Annotated in this window: 20 protein-coding genes and 1 pseudogene; 1 reads left to right on the top strand and 20 read right to left on the bottom strand. The window is 33.0% G+C overall.

The window, feature by feature from the left end:
• Nucleotides 1-124: 124 nt before the first annotated feature.
• Nucleotides 125-1,234, top strand: coding sequence for a metallophosphoesterase (locus PF572_02105; protein ID MDA3839858.1), 1,110 nt, complete (start codon nucleotides 125-127; stop codon nucleotides 1,232-1,234).
• A gap of 66 nt (nucleotides 1,235-1,300) precedes the next feature.
• Here PF572_02105 and PF572_02110 read toward each other — a convergent pair whose 3' ends face one another.
• The 20 genes and pseudogenes from PF572_02110 to PF572_02205 form a co-directional block, all read right to left on the bottom strand.
• Nucleotides 1,301-2,485, bottom strand: a complete 1,185-nt coding sequence (locus PF572_02110) for an HD domain-containing protein (GenBank protein ID MDA3839859.1) — start codon at nucleotides 2,483-2,485, stop codon at nucleotides 1,301-1,303.
• 81 nt (nucleotides 2,486-2,566) lie between these two features.
• Entirely contained in the window at nucleotides 2,567-3,127 is a 561-nt protein-coding gene (locus PF572_02115) for a hypothetical protein (protein ID MDA3839860.1), read from the bottom strand.
• A gap of 82 nt (nucleotides 3,128-3,209) precedes the next feature.
• Complete coding sequence (locus PF572_02120) at nucleotides 3,210-4,403, bottom strand: ABC transporter permease (GenBank protein MDA3839861.1); 1,194 nt, start codon at nucleotides 4,401-4,403, stop codon at nucleotides 3,210-3,212.
• Nucleotides 4,404-4,407: 4 nt separating this feature from the next.
• Nucleotides 4,408-5,118 carry an ABC transporter ATP-binding protein gene (locus tag PF572_02125; GenBank protein MDA3839862.1) on the bottom strand — a complete coding sequence of 237 codons (711 nt, stop codon included), beginning with the start codon at nucleotides 5,116-5,118 and terminating at the stop codon, nucleotides 4,408-4,410.
• A 6-nt stretch (nucleotides 5,119-5,124) separates the two neighbouring features.
• Nucleotides 5,125-6,993 (bottom strand): efflux RND transporter periplasmic adaptor subunit, encoded by a 1,869-nt coding sequence (locus PF572_02130; protein MDA3839863.1) that lies wholly within the window; start codon nucleotides 6,991-6,993, stop codon nucleotides 5,125-5,127.
• Between the two features lie 7 nt (nucleotides 6,994-7,000).
• Nucleotides 7,001-7,582 carry a hypothetical protein gene (locus tag PF572_02135; GenBank protein ID MDA3839864.1) on the bottom strand — a complete coding sequence of 194 codons (582 nt, stop codon included), beginning with the start codon at nucleotides 7,580-7,582 and terminating at the stop codon, nucleotides 7,001-7,003.
• Between the two features lie 58 nt (nucleotides 7,583-7,640).
• Nucleotides 7,641-8,285, bottom strand: coding sequence for a hypothetical protein (locus PF572_02140; protein MDA3839865.1), 645 nt, complete (start codon nucleotides 8,283-8,285; stop codon nucleotides 7,641-7,643).
• Nucleotides 8,286-8,416: 131 nt separating this feature from the next.
• Nucleotides 8,417-9,340 carry a hypothetical protein gene (locus PF572_02145; protein ID MDA3839866.1) on the bottom strand — a complete coding sequence of 308 codons (924 nt, stop codon included), beginning with the start codon at nucleotides 9,338-9,340 and terminating at the stop codon, nucleotides 8,417-8,419.
• Nucleotides 9,341-9,344: 4 nt separating this feature from the next.
• Nucleotides 9,345-9,926 carry an RNA polymerase sigma factor gene (locus PF572_02150; GenBank protein MDA3839867.1) on the bottom strand — a complete coding sequence of 194 codons (582 nt, stop codon included), beginning with the start codon at nucleotides 9,924-9,926 and terminating at the stop codon, nucleotides 9,345-9,347.
• 52 nt (nucleotides 9,927-9,978) lie between these two features.
• On the bottom strand, nucleotides 9,979-10,617 hold the full coding sequence (locus tag PF572_02155; GenBank protein MDA3839868.1) for a VTT domain-containing protein: 639 nt from the start codon (nucleotides 10,615-10,617) through the stop codon (nucleotides 9,979-9,981).
• A gap of 351 nt (nucleotides 10,618-10,968) precedes the next feature.
• Nucleotides 10,969-12,351, bottom strand: a complete 1,383-nt coding sequence (locus PF572_02160) for a ComEC/Rec2 family competence protein (GenBank protein ID MDA3839869.1) — start codon at nucleotides 12,349-12,351, stop codon at nucleotides 10,969-10,971.
• 127 nt (nucleotides 12,352-12,478) lie between these two features.
• Entirely contained in the window at nucleotides 12,479-13,585 is a 1,107-nt protein-coding gene (gene prfB, locus PF572_02165) for a peptide chain release factor 2 (GenBank protein MDA3839870.1), read from the bottom strand.
• A gap of 141 nt (nucleotides 13,586-13,726) precedes the next feature.
• A complete protein-coding gene (locus PF572_02170) occupies nucleotides 13,727-14,041 on the bottom strand; it encodes a hypothetical protein (protein ID MDA3839871.1) in 315 nt (104 codons plus the stop codon).
• A complete protein-coding gene (locus PF572_02175) occupies nucleotides 14,016-14,759 on the bottom strand; it encodes an anaerobic ribonucleoside-triphosphate reductase activating protein (GenBank protein ID MDA3839872.1) in 744 nt (247 codons plus the stop codon). Before PF572_02175 ends, PF572_02170 begins: the two co-directional genes overlap by 26 nt.
• Nucleotides 14,760-14,784: 25 nt before the next feature.
• Entirely contained in the window at nucleotides 14,785-14,931 is a 147-nt protein-coding gene (locus PF572_02180; protein ID MDA3839873.1) for a hypothetical protein, read from the bottom strand.
• Between the two features lie 79 nt (nucleotides 14,932-15,010).
• Nucleotides 15,011-17,095, bottom strand: coding sequence for a ribonucleoside triphosphate reductase (locus PF572_02185; GenBank protein ID MDA3839874.1), 2,085 nt, complete (start codon nucleotides 17,093-17,095; stop codon nucleotides 15,011-15,013).
• 47 nt (nucleotides 17,096-17,142) lie between these two features.
• A complete protein-coding gene (gene nrdR, locus PF572_02190) occupies nucleotides 17,143-17,622 on the bottom strand; it encodes a transcriptional regulator NrdR (GenBank protein MDA3839875.1) in 480 nt (159 codons plus the stop codon).
• A gap of 500 nt (nucleotides 17,623-18,122) precedes the next feature.
• Nucleotides 18,123-19,073, bottom strand: a complete 951-nt coding sequence (locus tag PF572_02195) for a hypothetical protein (protein ID MDA3839876.1) — start codon at nucleotides 19,071-19,073, stop codon at nucleotides 18,123-18,125.
• A gap of 145 nt (nucleotides 19,074-19,218) precedes the next feature.
• Nucleotides 19,219-20,418, bottom strand: a complete 1,200-nt coding sequence (locus PF572_02200; GenBank protein ID MDA3839877.1) for a hypothetical protein — start codon at nucleotides 20,416-20,418, stop codon at nucleotides 19,219-19,221.
• Nucleotides 20,419-20,543: 125 nt separating this feature from the next.
• Nucleotides 20,544-20,645 (bottom strand): annotated as a pseudogene (locus PF572_02205) (modification methylase).
• Between the last annotated feature and the right edge of the window lie 200 nt (nucleotides 20,646-20,845).

A 20,845-nucleotide genomic window follows, 5' to 3' on the forward strand; every position in this document is an offset into this window, starting at 1 on the left:
GGGTACTCTATAGGGTACTCTATAGGGTACTCTATAGGGTACCCTATTTTAAAAAGATTTCTTTCAGTGAAGTCTCTTTTTGTTTATTTCATACCTAGATGCTATAATACAGTGAAATAATAATATGGTTTTTAAATTTATTTCATTCTTTGGAATTGCAATTATTATCTTAATAGTTAGCAATATTCCCATATATCTTGCTTTGGTTAAATTTTTTTCTATTGAGAAGAAGGCCAGCAAACATCTTTTATTCTATTCCTTGCCTCTTTTAGCGGTTTCTTTTATTTTGGCTAGTTTGTTAATCCACAAATATGACAATCTTTTTACCAAAACATTTTACTATATTAGCTCCCTCTGGATGGGAATGATGGTTAGTCTTTTGATATTTTCCATTTTGGGTTTTATAATATATTTCTCAGCCAGCATACTAAAAATTAATGTCAATCTAAGCTACTTGGCTTATTTAATAATATTTTTATCTTTTATATGGTTTGGTTTTTCTTATCTAAATGCCAGACATCCCGTGGTAAAAAATATTGAAGTTAAAATAAAAAATCTTCCTAGTACCTGGGAAGGGAAAACCATTGTACAATTATCCGATATTCATATTGGTATTATCCATGGAAAAAAATACATGGACTACATAGCCACCCTAGTAGATGAAATAAATCCTGACCTTGTTCTTATTACGGGTGATTTGTTTGATGGCGCTGGCGATGATATAGAGCATAGTATTCTACCCATAAATAAAGTGGTGCCAGAATATGGAATTTATTATATTACTGGAAACCATGAAACATATTTAGGGGTTGATAAATCACTCAATGCACTAAAAAATACTAAAATAATTCATCTTCCCTATAAGACAGTCAATCTTGATGGTCTTCAGTTAACAGGAGTCGATTATCCAGCGCCAGGGAAAGCAATTAGCCTTGATGATATTTTTGATAAAATTGATAAAAATGTCCCCAGCATTGTCATGACACATGAACCGATTAAAATTGATTACTTCAAAAATACAGGAACCAACCTTCAGCTAGCAGGGCATACTCACCATGGCCAAATGTTTCCTTTTAATTTCTTTACTAAAATTATCTATAGGGGATATGACTATGGTCTTTTTACTGACGGAGCTTATAATCTCTATACCACAAGTGGCGCTGGAACATGGGGTCCTCCCTTAAGGAGTTTCGGTCCCTCAGAAATTGTTGCAATTAAAGTTACAAAGGAATAATACTATCATACAAAAAAACATAGAACCTCTTCTGTGCCAGCAGAAATAATTCTATGTTTTTTCTTGCTATTTTTTTTCTAATATACAAAGACTTTCGAGAAAATTTTTAACTAATTTTAAATCTTTAACAATTTCTAATTCTTTTTCATTCAAATCATCAATATTTTTATCTAAACTTTTTACTGTTTCTTGGAACTTTTTATCCTTTTTCAATTTTTCAAACTCATCACCTACCCATAAACACCCAACAGTTTTATCAATTATTCCCCTATCAACATCGTCAACCAAAAAAGCCATTATTTTTAATTTTGTGAAGGATTTGTGATAATATCTGTCATTTCCCAATGAATCCTGAATGTCAGCCAAATAAATTAAATCCACTATATCACTCATCCTCGAACCAACCCTCATGGAAGAATATGCCCTTGAAACATTGTCAGAAAATGTGTGTCCTCCATGTCCATGATTTCCAGCAATCAGCGCCTCTTTCTTATAGCCCAGCAAAAAAAGAATATTATAAGACTCCTTCTCATGTGAATGCATAAGATCTTTCAGGGAGACATCGTGGTCAATATTGTAATCTTTTTTTAATCTTTTTAATTCCCCTTTACTTGCACCATATTTTATAGGGAAAACTTGTGCTGGCCTTATTTTTTTTTCTCCCAAAATTTCCAATATTCTATTTGAACTATCTGCATAAGCAATTTTATCTGCGAAATGAAAGATATTGTATTTTTTTAAATATTTTTTTGTAGTAAAGCAAAGTTTGTTTTTTTGTTTTTTCATTGCTTTATAAAAACGTTCTGCCCAGTCCTTGTCAGTTAAGTCGTTCCTTAAAATAAATTTGGGGATTGTCGTCTTGCCGACATCATGAAATAAACAAGCTCTATAAAAAATTTCAATATTACCGACTTCATCTTCTATTCCTTTTTTAATAATAGATCCATTCTCTAATGCATTTTCTATCTTATCCCTAGCTATCATAAATGCCCCCACGGAATGTTCATATGTCTGTTCATCAAAGAGACGAATCATGGTCAATATTTCCCAGTCTTTTTCATTCATCTTAATCGAAGAACTAAAGAAATCCCTGCATTTTTTACTAGTTATTATTTTCTCTTCTTGAAATTTTCCATTGTAGGGAAATTTTTTAAATATCTCATCAATTTCTTTGTATTTTTTTAAAACTAAAATCTCTGACTCATTAAAACCAGCCGTTCTTGAATTTATTTTACTCAAAGATATTTCCATATATCCATTCTATAACTTTTCTTTTAAAAAATCAAAAAAAAGTTCTCACAATAAGAACTTTTAATGAAAAACTTAGTTATTTTACCTAATATTTACAAACTCAGCCACCTTTCTATCTGGGATTTCTTGATTTAACCAGACGCTTATCATGGAGCTAGATTTAAGATCGCCTAGACTTGCTTCCATTTTTTCTCTATCTTCTCCTTCTTCTGAAAATTTAGTCATTGCTATTCCAACAGGGACTGTAATGGTTTCTTGGTCAGTGCTTCGTTCTAGTAGTTTTTCCAATCTATCTGAGTCACTAACCGTAGAATCTCTACCAGGTCCTCCTCCTTCACCACCACCGCCACCTGGAATGTTTGTTGTTGATGTTAAACCAACTGCTACTACATCTTTCTCGGTTGTTGTTTCTGTGGTATTTTCTCCTGCTTGTTTTTCAACGATAGCAATTGTAACTAAATTACCAGTTATTGATTTAATAACACCGTCAATTTCTGCTGTTCTTTCTGGTTGTCCAAAATTTTCCAAAATAGTTCCATCGCTATCAATAACACTTCCTGCTTCTGTTGAAGTAGAAGAAGAGCAAGCCGAAAACACAAACAACAGTAGAAATAATGAAAATAATATTTTTTTATTTGGCATATATTTTAGTTACAAGTTAAAAGAAATTTTAAACAATACTATTTTACCTTTTAACTTTATACTTTTATCTTTTAACTGACCCTTATTCACTTCTAAGCGCGTCCACAGGATCAAGTCGGCTCGCCTTTAAAGCAGGATAAAAACCAAAAGTTATTCCGACAAGTGCTGAAAATGAAAAACCAAGAATTGGTCCTGTAACAGAGGCAGACATTGCTAGGATGTTTAGATTTGAAATAATTGGCACAGCGGTTTGTCCTATAATAACACCGATTAGTCCTCCAAAAGTAGAGAGAATAACTGACTCCATTAAGAATTGTCCTAAAATATCTATTTGTTTCCCTCCAATTGCTTTTGCTATTCCAATCTCTTTTGTACGCTCAGCAACAGTTACAAACATAACATTCATAATACCAATACCAGAAACAAGCAAGGTAATAGCTGCCACAAGAGTTAGAATTGTCGACATTAAACTTGCTGAATCTTGAGCTGCTCCGACCATAGAACCGGCATCCATTATACGAAAATCATCATCCTGAGAAGATCGCAGTCCATGCTCTTCCCTTAATATTTCTGTTGCCTCTTCAGTGGCCAGGGTAACATTTTCCACTGAATCAGCTTCTAATGTTAACATGATCTGTCCTCCGCTTCCCAAAATACTTGAGAGAGCTATTTTATAAGGAATGTAAATTGCTTCGTCTTTGCTTAATCTCCCAAGAGTGCTCCCTGTTTCTTTCAAGACACCGATAACTTCCATCTTTTTTTGATTTACAGTCATCTCAGCACCAATAGCATTTTCTCCTTCTTCAAAAAAATTATCATACAAATCACTACCCAAAATAATATACTTTTCTTTTTCTTCTTCTTCAGTAAAAAAACGTCCGCTACTTAATTCTAAATTCGATATTCCAAAGAAGTCAGCATCAACCCCGATAATAGAGTATGAGCTATCAATAGAATTGTAACTAATTGATCCATTGGACTGAATCATCCCTGTTGCCTCTCCGATATAGACAGAGCCTTCTTTTAAGGCATCTACATCATCGATACTTAATTTTGTGCTAGCAGTAGCACCTCTTCCACCCACACCCATTACCATAACAGATTTTGCGCTAAGACCTGCAAACTGATCATCAACCGCTTGCTTTGCGCCTTCACCAATTGCGAAAACTGCAATAACGGTTGAGACTCCAATAATTATTCCTAGCATTGAAAGGAAACTTCTGGTTTTATTGGCGAGCAATGATTCGAATGCCATTTTTAATATTTCAAATTTCATATGCTTAGTAAGTAGATTTTAATTTATAATTATTATCGACAACCTTCCCATCTCGAAGATAGATTATCCTATCAGCATATTTAGCAACCTCTGCGGTATGGGTAACCATAACAACAGTTTTTCCTCTTTCTTTGAACTTCTTAAAAATATCCATAATTTCAATACCAGAGCTAGAATCAAGCGCTCCCGTTGGTTCATCAGCCAGTATTATCTCTGGATCATTTATCAAGGCCCTTGATATAGCAACCCTCTGCTGTTGTCCGCCTGAAAGTTCAGTTGGCTTATGTTGAATTCTTTCTCCTAAACCAACATTTTCCAAAAGCTCCTTAGCTTTTTGCATTCTTTCCGCTTTTTCCATTCCCGCGTATAGAGCAGGGAGAGCGACATTCTTTAAAGCACTTGACCTAGTGAGTAGGTTAAATTGTTGGAAAATAAATCCCATTTTTTTGTTACGAATAAAAGCTAAGGTATAATCATCTCTAACTTCTCCTATATTTTCACCATCCAAATAATATTCGCCATCAGACAGGGGGTGTAAACAACCAATAATATTCAGGAGTGTGGTTTTCCCGCCACCTGACTCACCCATCAAGGCTACAAACTCTCCAGCTTTTATTTCAAGATCTATCCCTTTTAAGACAGGAATTTCTTCTTCATTACTAAGAAAATATGATTTATGAACATTTTTTAATTGTATTGCTATTTTTTCTTTCATATTTCTTTAATATATTATCTTATCTCCGCTATTTAGACCGCTAATGACTTCAACCTTATCTCCATCGGTAAATCCAGTTACAACAGCTTGCCACTCTTCACTTTCCATCTGAACAGAAGGTTTTCCTCCTACATTTCTAACTGAACTGACTGGGACCAATAAGACATCTTTGGTTTCAGATGTCACAAATTCTATAGTCGCTGTCATTCCTTCCCTAATTTGATTTTCACCCTTAGAGAATAAAACTCTAACCAGGTATGTTACTATCCCGTTATTGCTTGTTTCTGAAGTTAGGGAAATAAAACTAATTTCTCCTTCGAGTCTTAAATCATTTAGCGCATCAAAATTCGCATAAGTTTTTTGACCGACTTCGAGTGTTGAAATATCTGCTTCTTCTATATTTACCTCAATAAACAGTGTATTGTTGTTTATGATAGTAGCAACCGCCTTTTTATCTGCTGTAATAATAATATCACCAGCCCCGTAATTCATCTGAACTACTTGCCCATCAATTGGTGAAGTTAAAATAGATTTATCTAATTCATATTGTGCTTTTTCGAGAGATATTGAAGAACTTGTTAGTCTTGACCTAGCTGATGCCAATTCAGCCTCTGTTAATGGAGCAACCAAATCATCGTAATCTCTTTTTGCCTGATCTAGGGAAATTTCCCTGCTAACTAAACTGGTCTCTGCATTTCTAATATCTCTTTCGCCATCAGCTTTAGTGTTAGTCAAATCTCTCAAAGTATCATTATAGTCAGACGAATAGTCATTTAAATTATCCTTTATATCATCGACACTTCTAATTTTTGAATTAATACTTGTTATTTTTGTATTTATATTTGTTCTATTTGAGGTAATTAGTGATATTAATGACTCTAACTGATTTTGAGAAAAATCAACACTGGTAACAGATGCATTGAGCATTATTTTCATATCATATAAATGCTTTTCAAATTCTTCTAATGCCAAGACTGTTTGGTCAGCTGCATTGTCTATCTCATTATAATCACTTCTAATATTAACTGGGAGCACAAGGGAATTTAATTCTATGCTTGCTGATTTTGAAGTGAGGTAACTAGTCTTTGCTTTCCCTAGAGAGACTGTATCTTTTGCCCCTAGATTATTTTCATAATCATCGTTCAAACTTTTTTGATCAACACCTAAGATTTCATCTGAATCTGTTAACATGCTATCCAGTGAAATGTTTATTGCTTTTATCATATCGACTAAACTCTCATAAGAATCTCTAACATCTTCACTCTCATTAATATTTGAATTATCGTCTAATCTTTCTTTTGCATCATCTACTTTTTGCTGAGCTGTGTAAATACTGTCTTCCGTATTTTGCTTAATATTTTCCAAACTAATTCTAGATTGTTCCAAGGAAATTTCAGCATTAGTTATTTTATCTTGTGCACTTGAAATTTGTTCTTTTGTTGCACCATCCATGGTTTCATTATAGTCGGCAAGGGAAGATTGGTATGAACTCCAAGCACTTCTCAAACTAAAATCAAGACTTTCTGTTTTTACAGAGGCAATTTTATCTCCCTTGGAGATCATGTCGCCTTCTTTGATAAAAACCTCGTCTACTTCCAAGTTGTCCCCTGAGACAGAAAAACTAAGTTCTACACCATCTTTTGCCACAACCTGACCATCTGATTCGATTGAGACTGTTATGTCCCCTTGTTTTACGGTCCAATCTTTCTTCACTACTTCTTGTGTTTCTGAAGATGAGCCACCCTTGGGATAAAAATAATATCCACCTCCAATAATAATCAAAACAACAAACCCATAAATAACTTTTTTATTCCTCCAAAAACCAAACACTCCGCTTTGCTTTGCTTTGCTACTTTCTTCAATAATTGATGTCATATTTTTTTTATCTAGTTATTAATACAAACTCAGCGATGTTTCTGTCATTAACATCTTCATTTAACCATATTTGTATCATTTTATCATTTTTAATATCTGCAATGTTCGCTTCTATCATCTCTGCTTTAATCTCACTTGATTCTGGAGCAAGCATTTGAATCCCAACTGGAACCAATATTTTTTCTTCACCACTTGATCTGCTTTTCATCATTTCTATCATTGCGTCCTCATCTCTATCTCCTCCTCCTGAACCACCTCTTATTCCTCCACCCATTCCTGGTATTCTTCCTCCTGTTATCCCTCCAAAAGACGCTGCCCTCTCTTCTCCATTATCATCCCCTGTTCTTTGAAATTCTCCCTCTTCTCCTTCTTGTGGTCTTTCAATTTTTAGTATTGTAACCTCGTTCCCAACTACTGACTTAACTAATCCTCTTAAATCAGCTGGTCTATCTGGTTGCCCAAAATCAGGTCTACTCATATCACCTCTGCGAACTTGATCGCCTGATGAATCTACCGTTTTATCTGTGCACCCGGAAAGTAAAATGCTTCCAGACAACAAAAATATTGAAAGAAAAATTATTTTTTTCATAGTTTTATTTTTTTTAAAATCAAGAGAAGCGCCAGTTGACGCCTCTTCTGATTTCAAATTAGTTATTTAAATTAACTCTCCCTTGCCATTTTCCACCCATTCTTCCTTCTCTATCCATTCCACCTCTCTCAAGGCCCAATTCTTCGTGAATAATATTAGCTTCTTCAAAATTTCCATCTTTGATCAGAGTGTGAGCTTCAATTAGCTTTTGAAAGTCTGCTTCATTCTCAATCACTTCTGACATCCTGGTGTCACCAACAGCTTCTTTCCAGGCATCATAATCAGCTGATTCGATAGCCTCGATTCCAACATTATGGGAACCGTTTCTTCCTTCATCTCCTTCCCTCATCCCATGAGAGCCCATCATACCGCCCATTCTTTCTCCACCTCTCTCAGGAAGGCCCAGCTCCTCTCTCATTAATTTAGCAGCCTCAACATCACCTGATTGGATTAAATTGTGCATCTGACTAAATTGATCAAAATTTTCTTCTGTAATAATATCTGTGATTCTTACTTTTGAATCTTCAATGTTTTTCCAAGACTCATAATCACCTTCTTCAACTGCCTGTTTCATGGCATCGCGCTGAACTTGATCTAAGCCGAATCCTCCGAAACTAGCACCTGCATAAGCTGTTACTCCGAATGTTGCGATAATGGCTGATAGGGCGATAATATTTTTTAATGATTTTTTACTTTTTTCCATAAGTTTATAATTATATTACTTATTATTTTTCAATGCTAGCTTGTCCGGGCCCGAACATTAAGTAATACGCAATAAATAATATTTTTTTTCAAATTAAAATACCTTATTTTATGAGTTATTTTAATATTTATTTATTCTAAATCAAAGCTATCAAAGTCTTCCCTAAGTTCAGGCATTTCTTTTAATAGCTGATCAATCTCATTTTTATTTCTTCTCATGTGGTCTTCGAACATTCCTTTCATTTCTGGATTTTCTTCTAAAAGAAAAGGTATTCTTTTCATTCTTTCCCTTAATACATCTGGATTTTCCTCAAAAGCCCTTCTCATTTCTTGCATGTTTCTATCAGCTGATCCTCTTCCCGGCCCCATTGGCTTAATATGGTCTGCTTTAAAACTATCTTGACCAATCATCTTCCCTAAAATATTTATTTGCATATCTTCCTTTACTCCAAAAATTGGGTGGACTAATGTCTCTTCATAGAATACAATCCATTCAGTATTATCTATATCTCTTAGAAAAAACTCTGATTCAGAATTAACTGAAATAATTTTTCCAGACAATAGTCCTTTTTCAGGATTATTCCATCTTTTCATATTTGGATTTATAAATTGTCTATAAAATGGGGCCTGTCTACCCAGAACATCATCTATTGCCTGACCCATTCCAAGATTATAAAATAACCCTCCCAAAAGAAAACTGACAAAGATACTTCCAACCACAACCACGGGCAAACGATAACGATACCCTTTGTTTGTGTGCTTTATGTAGTAATCAGCGATAAAAACAAATAGCCCTAAAAATACTAACCAAAAATATGGAAGTGTTAAGAAAATAAATTGCAAAAAACTATCACTTACATACGAATATTCTCCCCAGCCATTATGACGCATCATATAAATAACGACTGACAAGGCTAAACCTCCAACAAGCAAAGAAATAATCCCGGCTCCCCAAACGACATAATTACGCAAAAGGAAAGTCCATTTAGCTTTTCGCTCAATTTTTTTCTCTTTTATTTTGGCGAGCACTCGCTCGCTTAAAGTTTTTTCGTCCATATATTTAAAATTTTATTTCTTGTTTCTCAATTTCCTCTGCCATTTTCTTTTTTGCCCTATTTATTAATGTTGCAACTGTACCCATCGGCTTTTTTATAATATCTGATATTTCCTTATAATCGCGTTCTTCAAGAAACTTTAGAATAAGCACCTCTCTATATTTTTGATCAATGTTGTTTAAAATTTCTGAAAGTTTTTCTTTATTAATTTTGGCATCCACCTCACTGCTGATATCTAGTTCTGATGATATATTATTAAGCTCATCTTCTGTTATTTCGAGAATTGATCCTTCTGGTCTTGATTTATATTTTCTAAATTTTGAAATAACATGATTATGGGTAATCCTATATATCCAAGACGAGAATTTCAAAGATTTATCAAAATCATTAATATTTTGATAGACCTTAATAAAAACTTCTTGTAAAACATCTTCTACCTCTTCTAAACTGAAATTAGAGATTCTTCTAATGTATCGCATTAGTGGAGTCTCATATTTTTTCATAATACACAAAAAATAGCTCTGGTTTTCAGCCGTCAAAAGAGCTAATTCCTCATCTGATTTTTCCAAACAATCTTGTTCGTTCATATGCCTGTATTATACACTATGTAATACGCAAAAAAAGAAAATTTCTTTCATTCTAGCTATTTCTGTGATTTATCAAAAATTTTTCCCTAATTTTTTTGTAAAATTTAAATAATATTAATACTATAAACACAATAGCAATTGATTGAAAAACAATTGGTATTTTTGAAAAGTAGGCAAAAAACAAAACAAAAGGAATTAAACCGATGACCGTAGCGAGTAGATATGTTTGAATACTCATTTTTGAGAACAATCCAAGAGCATAGCTGAGTACATCAACAGGCAAAATAAAACGAAGAAAGACCACAGTCCAGAATATATTCTTTTTTGGCAACATTTCCTCCCAGCTTTCAATTTTTTGAATGTCAACAAACTTCCCTACTATTTTTTTCCCATATCTTCTGGATAAATAAAAAACTAAAAATGAACCAGCTGTCCACCCAAGCATTGTAAGTATTGCCGCCTGAATTGGGCCCCAAAGAACCACTGCGAAAGGAAGAAGAGGAAGAGTTGAAATTGGCGCCACTAAAACTGCAAGGAGAGTAATTACTATATAGATAATCTTACCATACCAATTTTCCAAGATTTCTACCTCAGCTATTGTCTCATAAAAATCCCTGGCCAAAAAAGATGCTAAAACAAACAAGAATACTATCAATGTGAATACTAAAATTTCTTTTACTTTTCTGTTCATATTAGCATTATATTTAACGTAGATTAGTATTATATTAATAATAATTCAATTTGCCTATTTCTCCAATAAAAAACGCCCCACCATCGGCGCTATTCAAGAATTGGTCTGTATATAATAATGAGAACTGACAAAATCAGATATGCAAGAATTTTTGTTATATATGTAAACATATTAAACAAAAAATAAGCAATTTACCCCTTTATTCTATTCTCTTGCCCACGGGCAGGAGAAACACGAATAACCAATAATAAAGTTTTGATCCAAAACTTGAGTAGCCAGGTGAAGCATTTTCAGATAAGAAGACTTTTCTTCTTATATTTGTATTATATCACAAATAAGATTAAAGATAAATTATATTTTATTGCCCGGTATTTCCTTGCTTTTAATGATATTTCTATAAATAATATACGAAAAGAGAGTTAGATAGTAAAAAACGAAATAATAATTTGATATATCTTTTAATTCAAAACTAGAAAATGGGATATTTAAAAAGAAGTCGACCGTAAGTAATATATAACTTATTAAAAATTTAACTGGTAAAAATAAATAAAATCCCTGAACAGGAAAAATTAGTGACAAGATAAAAGCACTTACGACTCCGACTAGTATAAAAGGAAGGGTCCAGACTACAAAAAGGTTAACCAATGGAGAGACAAGAGACAAAACACCAAAGTTTTTGATAATTAGAGGTAGGATAAAGATTTGAGCTGAAATCGAAACTATAATTATATCTCTTGAGTATTTTAAAAATTTATTATTGACTGCCTTGAAATTGGAGCTAATTATTGGATAGAAATATACTATCCCAAGAAGAGCTGAAAAGGAAAAAATAAAACCCAAATCATAACGAATGAGCATTGGGTTTATTAAAACTAACATACTTGCGGCGAGGACTATTGAGTTATATATTTTATTTAATCTCCCAATCTTGAAAGCATACAGTATCAAAATTCCCATAAAACTTGCTCTCAAGGCTGAAGCGGGGAAACCAATTAAAATATTATAAAAAACCAGAAAAGATATTATTAAATAAAAAGAAATATTTCTGCTAAATCCAAAAAAGAAAAACAAAAGTCCAAGCCCTATAATAAAAACTCCTATATGCATCCCAGAAATTGCAATAATATGGCTTAAGCCAGCTTTTGAAAATTTAAGTTGGATTTCATCGCTTAGAAACTTTTTATCTCCCAAAATCATTGCATTCACTATTTGGGAGCTTGGTTCTCCTAGATTTTGATTTATAGATTTTTTAAAATTGTTCTTTATTTTGTAAATTTGCGAAAGAATTTTTATGCCATTATTATTAGATAATGTTTCAATTTTAGGATAATAGCAAACTGAGAATATATTTTTCATTGCTAAATACTTGTCATAAGAAAAATCTTCAATCGGTTCTGGTGTATTTAATTTACAATCTAGGGTCAATTTGTCACCATAAGAAAGCTTGGGGTACATATCTGCAAAAACAAGTAAATTCCCAAAATATCTTTTCTTCCCCGTCTTATCGACCTCTAAAACAAACTGCTGATTTTTTTGAGAAATTTCTGGATTATTTTTTATCATTCCCTCAACTGCTTGCTTTGTTCCATTTAAGCTGGCAATTTCATTCTTGCTCGAGCTGTGAATTGAAAAACTATATCGCCAAACACCTAGAAATAAAAAAAGAATCATAAACAGGATGATTCGTAATGTTTTCTTCTCCCAAAAGAATATTAAGAATAGAAAAGATATAATAAAAAAAGAGAAAAAAATAATATCTTTTCCTCTTAAAAAATTATCAAAAAAACTAGATATAAATATAGTAGATAGAAAAACAATTTGAAAAATTATAAATTGTTTTGATTTAGATAAAATTATATTTTTATTTTTTATTTCTATCTTTCAAATCTCTCAAATAGGCTTCCATAAAATTCTCCAAATCTCCATCTAGAACTTTTTCTATATGTTGTGTTTCTTCGTTTGTTCTATGGTCTTTGACCATTTTATAGGGCTGCATGACATATGACCTGATTTGCTTTCCCCATTCAGCTTTTTTGATATCTCCCTTCAATTCTGATTCTTCTTCAGCTCTTTCTTCAACTTTCCTTTGTAATAATCTCGCCTGCAAAACCTTCATCGCTTTTTCTTTGTTTTGATGTTGAGACCTTTCACTTTGACAAATTACGGTAATGTTTGTTGGCAGATGGACTATTCTGACTGCTGAATCTGTAGTGTTTACACTTTGCCCCCCTGGACCAGAAGACCGGAAAACGTCAATTCTTAATTCGCTATCTTTAATATCTAACTCTTCTTCTGGGGGAAGTTCTGGCAAAACCTCTACAAGAGCAAACGAAGTATGCCTACTCGCATCGCCATCAAAAGGAGATATCCTCACTAAACGATGAACACCGGCCTCACCTTTCAAATAAGCGAATGCCCAGCGCCCCGTGATATGAATTGAAGAGTTCTTAATCCCGGCTTCATTCCCCACGTTTCTATCAATTATTTCAGCCTTCCAGCCCATTTTCTCTGCAAAGCGAAGATACATACGCTCTATAATTTGCGCCCAGTCCTGAGCATCAACTCCACCGGTTCCGGCGTGAATTGAAATAATGGCAGAATTTTTATCAAATTTTCCTGAGAATAAAACAAAAAATTCAAGCTTTTTATATCGCTTTGTCAATTCATCAAAGTTCTTTCTAACTTCAGTATCCATCGAATTGTCCTCCTCTTTGCCTGCTACAGCCACCAATTCCTCAAGTTCTCTTGTCTCGTTCAGTAGGGCTCTCCAAACTAAATTTTCACTATCAAGATCTTCTAATTTCTTTGAAACAATAACAGCATTCTCTTGGTTGTTCCAAAAATCAGGCTTACTAACCTCTATTTTTAAGTGTGTCACTTCTGATTCTTGCCTCTCAATATCAAGTAACTTAAAAGTATTTAGGATTTCTTCGCGCAAATCTTCAATTTTTTTAAGTAAATTTTCCATATTAGTCTATATATATGTCTATACTTGTGTATAGACATTCATTTGAGATTACTTTTATTGCCTTCTTTCTCATATAAGGAAAGAAAGTATTTTATCAATACTTTCTTAATCTTAAGATATTTTATCCAAACTGTCCATTTCTTATTTTATAAACTTCAGCAAATCAGGAGAAAGACTTTCAATATTTGGAACATTGTTTACGCCTGAACTCACATTAAGAATTGTTTTATACTGATCTAAAACCTGGCCAAGAAGCGGTGGTAGATAAATAATACTTAGGATGATTGGAATAATAATTATAAACAGCTTGAAAAAACTAAAAATTCTTGACCAAAAAATATATTTTTTAACATAAATCGCAATCTCATGAATATCTTCTGACAATTTAATATTTTTTTTTATCAAATCTTTAAGTTCGTCATCTTTTTGATTATCTAATTGCACACTGTTTAACATAGATTTTTGCAATTTGAAACATCTCTTCCATTTCCTTGTCGGTAAAAGAAGAGGCGCCTTCAAATGTGTCGTTTACTAATTTAGTATCTGATTTAAAGGGCTGTAAGAACCATTTTTCGGCTCCTTTTATCATTTCGCCCATTAATTTTACTTCTTTTTTATTGTGAAGTTCAGGAACCAAAGTTGTTCTAAGCTCATATGGAAGTCCTGATTTCATTATAATTTTTATACTTTTTTTTAATTTTCCCATATCAGGGTCTACTCCGGTAACTAAATCGTAGTTTTTCTCTGAAGCTTTTATGTCCATGGCAATATAGTCAATCAACTTGTCTTCTATTAATGAAGCCATCATTTCTGGATTAGTTCCATTGGAATCTAGTTTAACTTTAAACTTTAATTTTTTAATTTTTTTAATAAAATCTGGCAAATCTTTATGGAGCGTTGGTTCTCCGCCAGTAACTACAACAGCATCAAGCTTACCAACTCTTTCTTTTAAGAAATCAAAAAGATCATCTTCATTCAAGGGATGATCTCTCTGATCTCCCTCAAGGGGAGATTTGTGGTCATATTTTGACTCACTAGCACTATTATCAGGCCAGACAAGCATAGGGTTGTAACAAAATTGGCATCTATAATTACATCCTTGGGTAAAAACTATACAAGAAAGGTGTTCTGGATAGTCTATTAAACTGAATTTTTCTAATCCGCCAATTATCATTTTTTGTTTTTGTTTCTTATCTTAATTAACAAGATTTTTCGTTCATCTTGTATTCTTTTCTATCAACATATTCCGCTTGTTTCCCTTTATTCCAATTATTTGTTGGCGTAATCCAACCTACTACTCTTGAGTAAACTGTGCATTCTTGTCTTTGAGTTTGTTTAGGGGACATATTTTTGTTTTTTTGTTGAGAAATTTATTTTAAATTAACTCAACAAAGCTCCTTATTTTATTATTATATAAATACTAAATTATTTTGCTTTTCTAGCTGCTACTTTAGTCTTGACTGCATCTTCAACCTCAATGCTATAACCATTCTCTTGATCACACTTTGGACAATATTTATGCTCTCCTGAGAGATAGCCGTGTACCGGACAAATTGAAAAAGTTGGTGTTATGGTAAAATATGGCAACTTGTGACTTTCTGCAATTTTTTTAACTAATTTTTTAACAGACTCTGGATTATCAATTTTCTCTCCAATGAACCCGTGTAATACTGTTCCTCCTGTATACTTGGTTTGTAAGTCATCTTGCAACTCCAGTGCTTCAAAGATATCATCTGTATAACCTACTGGCAAGTGACTTGAATTCGTATAGTAGGGATTAGCATTGTCATTATTAAAAGCTTCTTCGTTGGCTACTATTATATCTTTGAATGTTTCCTTGTCTTTCTTGGCAAATCTGTAGGTTGCGCCCTCAGCCGGTGAGGCTTCTAGATTGTAGAGATTATTGGTTTCATTTTGATAATCCATTAAAGTATCTCTCATAAAATCTAGCACCTCTAAAGCAAACTCTTTTCCTTCCTTGGTGGTTATGTTTTTTCCAAGAAAATTAATTAAAGATTCATTCATTCCATTTATTCCAATTGTATTGAAATGATTCTGCCAATAGGTATTAAATCTTTTTTTAATATCAGCGAGATAAAATTTTGAATACGGATACAAACCATCGTCTGTAAATCTTTCAATAATTTTTCTTTTTATTTCAAGGCTTTCCTTGGCTAAATCCATCAATCTTAACAGATTTTTTTTGTATTCTTTTTTATCTTTAGATATATATCCAATTCTTGCTAAGTTTATGGTTACAACACCAAGACTCCCGGTTAGAGGGTTCGCTCCAAATAAACCTCCTCCTCTTTTTCTTAATACTCTATTATCGAGCCTTAGTCTACAGCACATTGAACGGGCGTCGTCTCTATCCATATCAGAATTAATAAAATTTGAGAAATATGGAATACCATATTTTGCTGTCATCTCCCAAACTGGTTTTAACTCTTTTTTATCCCAATCAAAATTTTTATCAATATTGTATGTTGGTATTGGGAAGGCAAACACTTTTCCAGTAGCGTCTCCTGCTATCATCACCTCAGCATATGCTTGATTGAACATATCCATCTCTTTTTGGAAATCACTATAAGTTTCTTTCATTACCTCTCCTCCAATTATTACGTGTTCTTTCCCTGTTTGCTTTGATGGAGTAACATCGAGCGTAACATTTGTGAAAGGTGTTTGGAACCCGACTCTGGTTGGTACATTGATGTTAAACATGAATTCCTGCAAAGCCTGTTTCGTATCTTTATATGATAATTTATCGTATCTAATAAATGGAGCAAGGTATGTATCAAAATTAGCAAATGCCTGTGCTCCAGCTGCCTCTCCTTGCAATGTATACAAGAAATTAATAACTTGTCCAAGGGCTGATCTAAAATGTTTTGGTGGTTTACTCTGAACCTTCTCTCCAACTCCTCCGAACCCTTTTGTTAAAATATCTTTCAAATCCCATCCGCAACAATATGGAGCAAGCATTCCTAGGTCATGAATATGGAACTCCCCGTCAACATGAGCATTTCTAATTTCTGCAGGGTACAGTTTATTCAACCAATATTTAGCAGAAATTGCTGAAGCTAAATAATTGTTAAGTCCTTGAACTGAGAAACTCATATTGGAATTTTCTTTCAATCTCCAGTCGGATCTTCCAAGATAATCCTCCATCAACTTCGCTTCAGCCTGCTCATTGTTTATATCCCTCAACTGTCTGTGTTGATCTCTGTAGAGAATATAGGCTTTAGCTATTTTAATTTTCTTCTTTTTTATTAAAACCTCTTCCACCACATCCTGAATCTCTTCAACTGCTGGAATACTTCTCTCATGGAATCTTCTTATAACTTCTTTTAAAACATCTTCTGACAATTTTTTGGCAAGCTTCTTGTCAGCTTCTCCAATTGCTTCTGTTGACTTATAAATAGCTCTTTCAATCTTAGATTGATCAAACTTAACAATTTTACCCGATCTTTTAATAATTTGCTTGATCGGCTTTGCGGCGGTATTTTTTGGCATGGGGGTTTTTAATTAAAGAATTATTGGGGACTCAATCTAACAACTCTTTATTTCTTATTTTTATTATTTGTCTTTTTCTTAGCGAACAATTTATCTAATTCTGTTTTGAAGGTATCAACATCTTCAAATGCTTGATAAACGCTAGCAAATCTTATATAGGCGACTTGATCTACTTTCTTCAATTGATTCATTATAATCTGCCCTATCTCATCTGATTTTACTTCATTTTTTCTTAATTTCTGAATATCTCTCTCTATTAAGTGAATTAATTGTTTAAATTTGTCTTCATTTACTGGTCTTTTTTCTAATGATTTTTTAAGTCCTTTAATAATCTTCTCGCGACTATAGTTTTCTTTTTTGTCATCTCTCTTGAGAACTGTGAGATCTAGTATCTCTATTTCCTCAAAGGTAGAATATCGGAAATTACACTTCAAGCACTCCCTTCTTCTTCTGATAGACAGCCCATCGCTCGCCACTCTAGAATCTATTACTTTTGTATCTTGATGATAACAAACAGGACATATCATATTATTGGTTTACAAGCATGTTTCTTATAAAAAACCCCCTAAAAATGAGGCTTGGGGGGGCTTAAATAGATCTAAATCTGCTATCTGGACTTAATCTATATATAGTATACTTAGAGTTCTTTATACTACTACATATTGTGTTATATTTATATTATATCACAGCTGTTTCGACTGTCAATAATCACTATATTGCCTAATTTTAGAGGGTCAAATAAACAATAATTAAACTTCCAATAAAGTGGTTAGCAAATATACAAAAGTCCTTGTGGATAAGTGCATAACAAATAAAAAAACAGATTAAAATCTGTTTTTTAGACTATATTTTCAAAAATATTTACATCATCTTTTTCCGAATAAATGCTGGATGTATGGGTTATTCTCCGTTCTTGCTTCAAAATAATATTCTTTACTTATTCTATTGTGAATCTACTAATACTTTACCATAACGGTGGGATAATGCAGGGTATTCTGCCGTTTAATTTGTCATAATAAAAAATATATTATTGATATTCCAACACTTTTTCTGCCGGTGACAAACCACCGAGTTTTTTATGGGGCCAATAATTCCAAGCACTGGAAACGATTTGCCAATCTTTATTTATTTGCTCAATACCTTGGTCTTTCATAAAATTCGCCATCAACTTACGCATGCAATCCTGTCCGTCTTCATTATAAATCATTTCTTTTATTTCCTCCATGGTCAAAACACTATTAGTTCTTTTTATCAATTCAGCTAAATTCTCTTCCATTTCCCGCCGTCTTTCCAATATCTCTATGTTTGTTAATTTAGGTGACTCAAACCCTTTGCGCTTCGCACGCAAACCATTTAAAAAATCTTGATATATGCTTTTATAATAATCACTTCTAAATAGGACTTCAGTGATGAGTATATTCAAACTTTTATACACGCTAACTGGCAGACTACTGATATATTTATATTTTTTAAACCTTGCTTCAAAATTTCGATCAATCAAATCCTCTACATCCATCACAAAATTGCCAAAGCGTGTGATATTACTTTCAACAATTTTCTCAAACTCTTTACGTTCTAAGCCCTGACTACGAATAATTTCAAAGTCACGCTTCCGGTCCAATCTTAAATCATGAATCAAATATTCAGTCGCACAAATCACAGCTTGGCGTATTTTACCAGATGAATTTTGAATGTGCTTCAAAAAAAATTCTGCCCATTCTTCAAAATAGTCTTCGCCCACTCCGCCCCAAAGAGGCCATTTCAAAGTATTGATAAAATAGGCTTGATGGTCAATATCTTTGATTTGATCAAATGTCTTTATTTTCTCAAGAAACACTCTAAAAGCTAAACGCCCTTCCTTGCGGTTGGGAATATAAAAATCATGCCAAAACTTCTTGACCTGTTTTTGCGCAACTTTAACCTCGGCCGGTGTGCCGGTGGTGATAGTTTGGATTAAGTTTTTTAGATAAACTTTCATTGAAATTTTTTTATATCTAATAATGCACTGTACAAACAAGAACTGACCTCATTTTGATTTCAAAAAGAAAAAGTGGACCCCTCCAAAAAACCATACCTTTTATACCTTTGTTTATTAGGCATCGCCAGATTTTTTTGCGGGGCTTTTATAATTTCTTTGGTTCAATTTTTTGATTTGTTTTAACATCATTCAGAAATATTTTTGAACTATGGATATTTCCACTGTAATAATATGACAATGAATTTTCTTCAAAATTATAAACCATATTTTTTTTCAAAAACTGATCTAAAATTTCTCGCCCTTGTTTTTCAAGCAACTCTTTTTTGCCTTCTGGCAATTTGTCTGCGTCGTAAAATTCTTGTTTGAAACCTTGATATATTTTAGGAAATGCTTCAGCTAATTTTGAAAAAATCGGGACATGCATATCTTTCGCTTGTGCCTCATTTTGATTTTCAGAAAAAGCATAAAAACCAAACATATAGAAATAAACTAAAATCATTGCAGGAAAGTAGCCTTTGTAGTTTGGCATAAATCCGTCTTTTCCTTCGCCAAGTATTTTTTCTTTTAATTTTGCAACAAAAACACCATAGGCAACATTATTCTCAAATCCATTTTCTTGCATTTCCAAAAAATGATCATATAGCTGATGAACTTTTATTCTAAATATTTCCTCGTTTTCGATCTTATATTTACTTATGAAATTATAAAAAAGGTGATGTAAAAATGCTCCTGTATTTTTTCTCAATTCCTCACTTTTATCCTTCGTTCTTACACCCCATTCATAATACCACCCAAATCCTTCAATCTTGTCCAAAAGGATTTCAAGTTGTTTTTGATCAAAACATGATTCAAGGAAATCGGCGATTTCTTTGAAGAAAATACTAATCAATTCATCATTGAGTTCGTAATTTTTTTGATAGTCATCCTCTAAGCTAACGTGATTATTCTTTTGATATACCAGTTTGAAGTATCTAGTAACAAGAGTGATGTAATTCAACTGTCCGACGCTATCTAAACCATTAAATCTATATTCTCCAAATAGTACTCGCAATAACGATCCGTCTTTCTCTTTTATCATTATATCATCAAGACAAAACAGTGCATTTGGATAAATTTTTTGCCCTATAAGCATATTCAAAAATGACTCGCTATTTTCTAGAGACTTGGTCATAAGTCGCTTCAAGAAAAATTCTATGTGGTCTAAGTTATGCTTACTTGCTTTTTTCTTTTCTACATAAAAATCAACCGTGCGACCAAAAACAAAATAAGATTCAGAAAAATATTTAAGGAAAATATCACTGGCGAAATCATTTCTAAAAATATTCGCCAAATCTTTATTACTCAAAGATATATTAAGAAGATTTTCAAATAATTCTATACACCCCCGAATAGTTTGAGATTTATCCAAGTGTGAATTAGACAATGTGCCTGCCAAAACATCCTGCAAAATAAAAACTTGTTTTTTATTTAGTGTTTTAATTCCTTTTCAATATCAACAAGCTGAGTATAAAACTCATCTTTCTTGGCTTTGTTTGCTTTATGTAAATTTTTGTTTAACGATTTCTTTATCATAATTTTTACTTTATTAGATTACAATACTCTATATCTCATACTTCTCCCCGCCCCTGACCTTTCAATCTTTTTTATATCCAAAAAGCTTATTCCTCCATCTTCTTTAAAATCACCACGACCTGCTCATCGAAAATCTTTCGTCCGGAAAGCCGGAGCGACGCGCCCGTGCTTTCAATAAGAATAAGTGTTTTTCTTTATAG

It is taken from the genome of Patescibacteria group bacterium, assembly GCA_027858235.1.
In the GTDB taxonomy this organism is placed as follows: Bacteria; Patescibacteriota; Patescibacteriia; order Patescibacteriales; family BM507; genus BM507.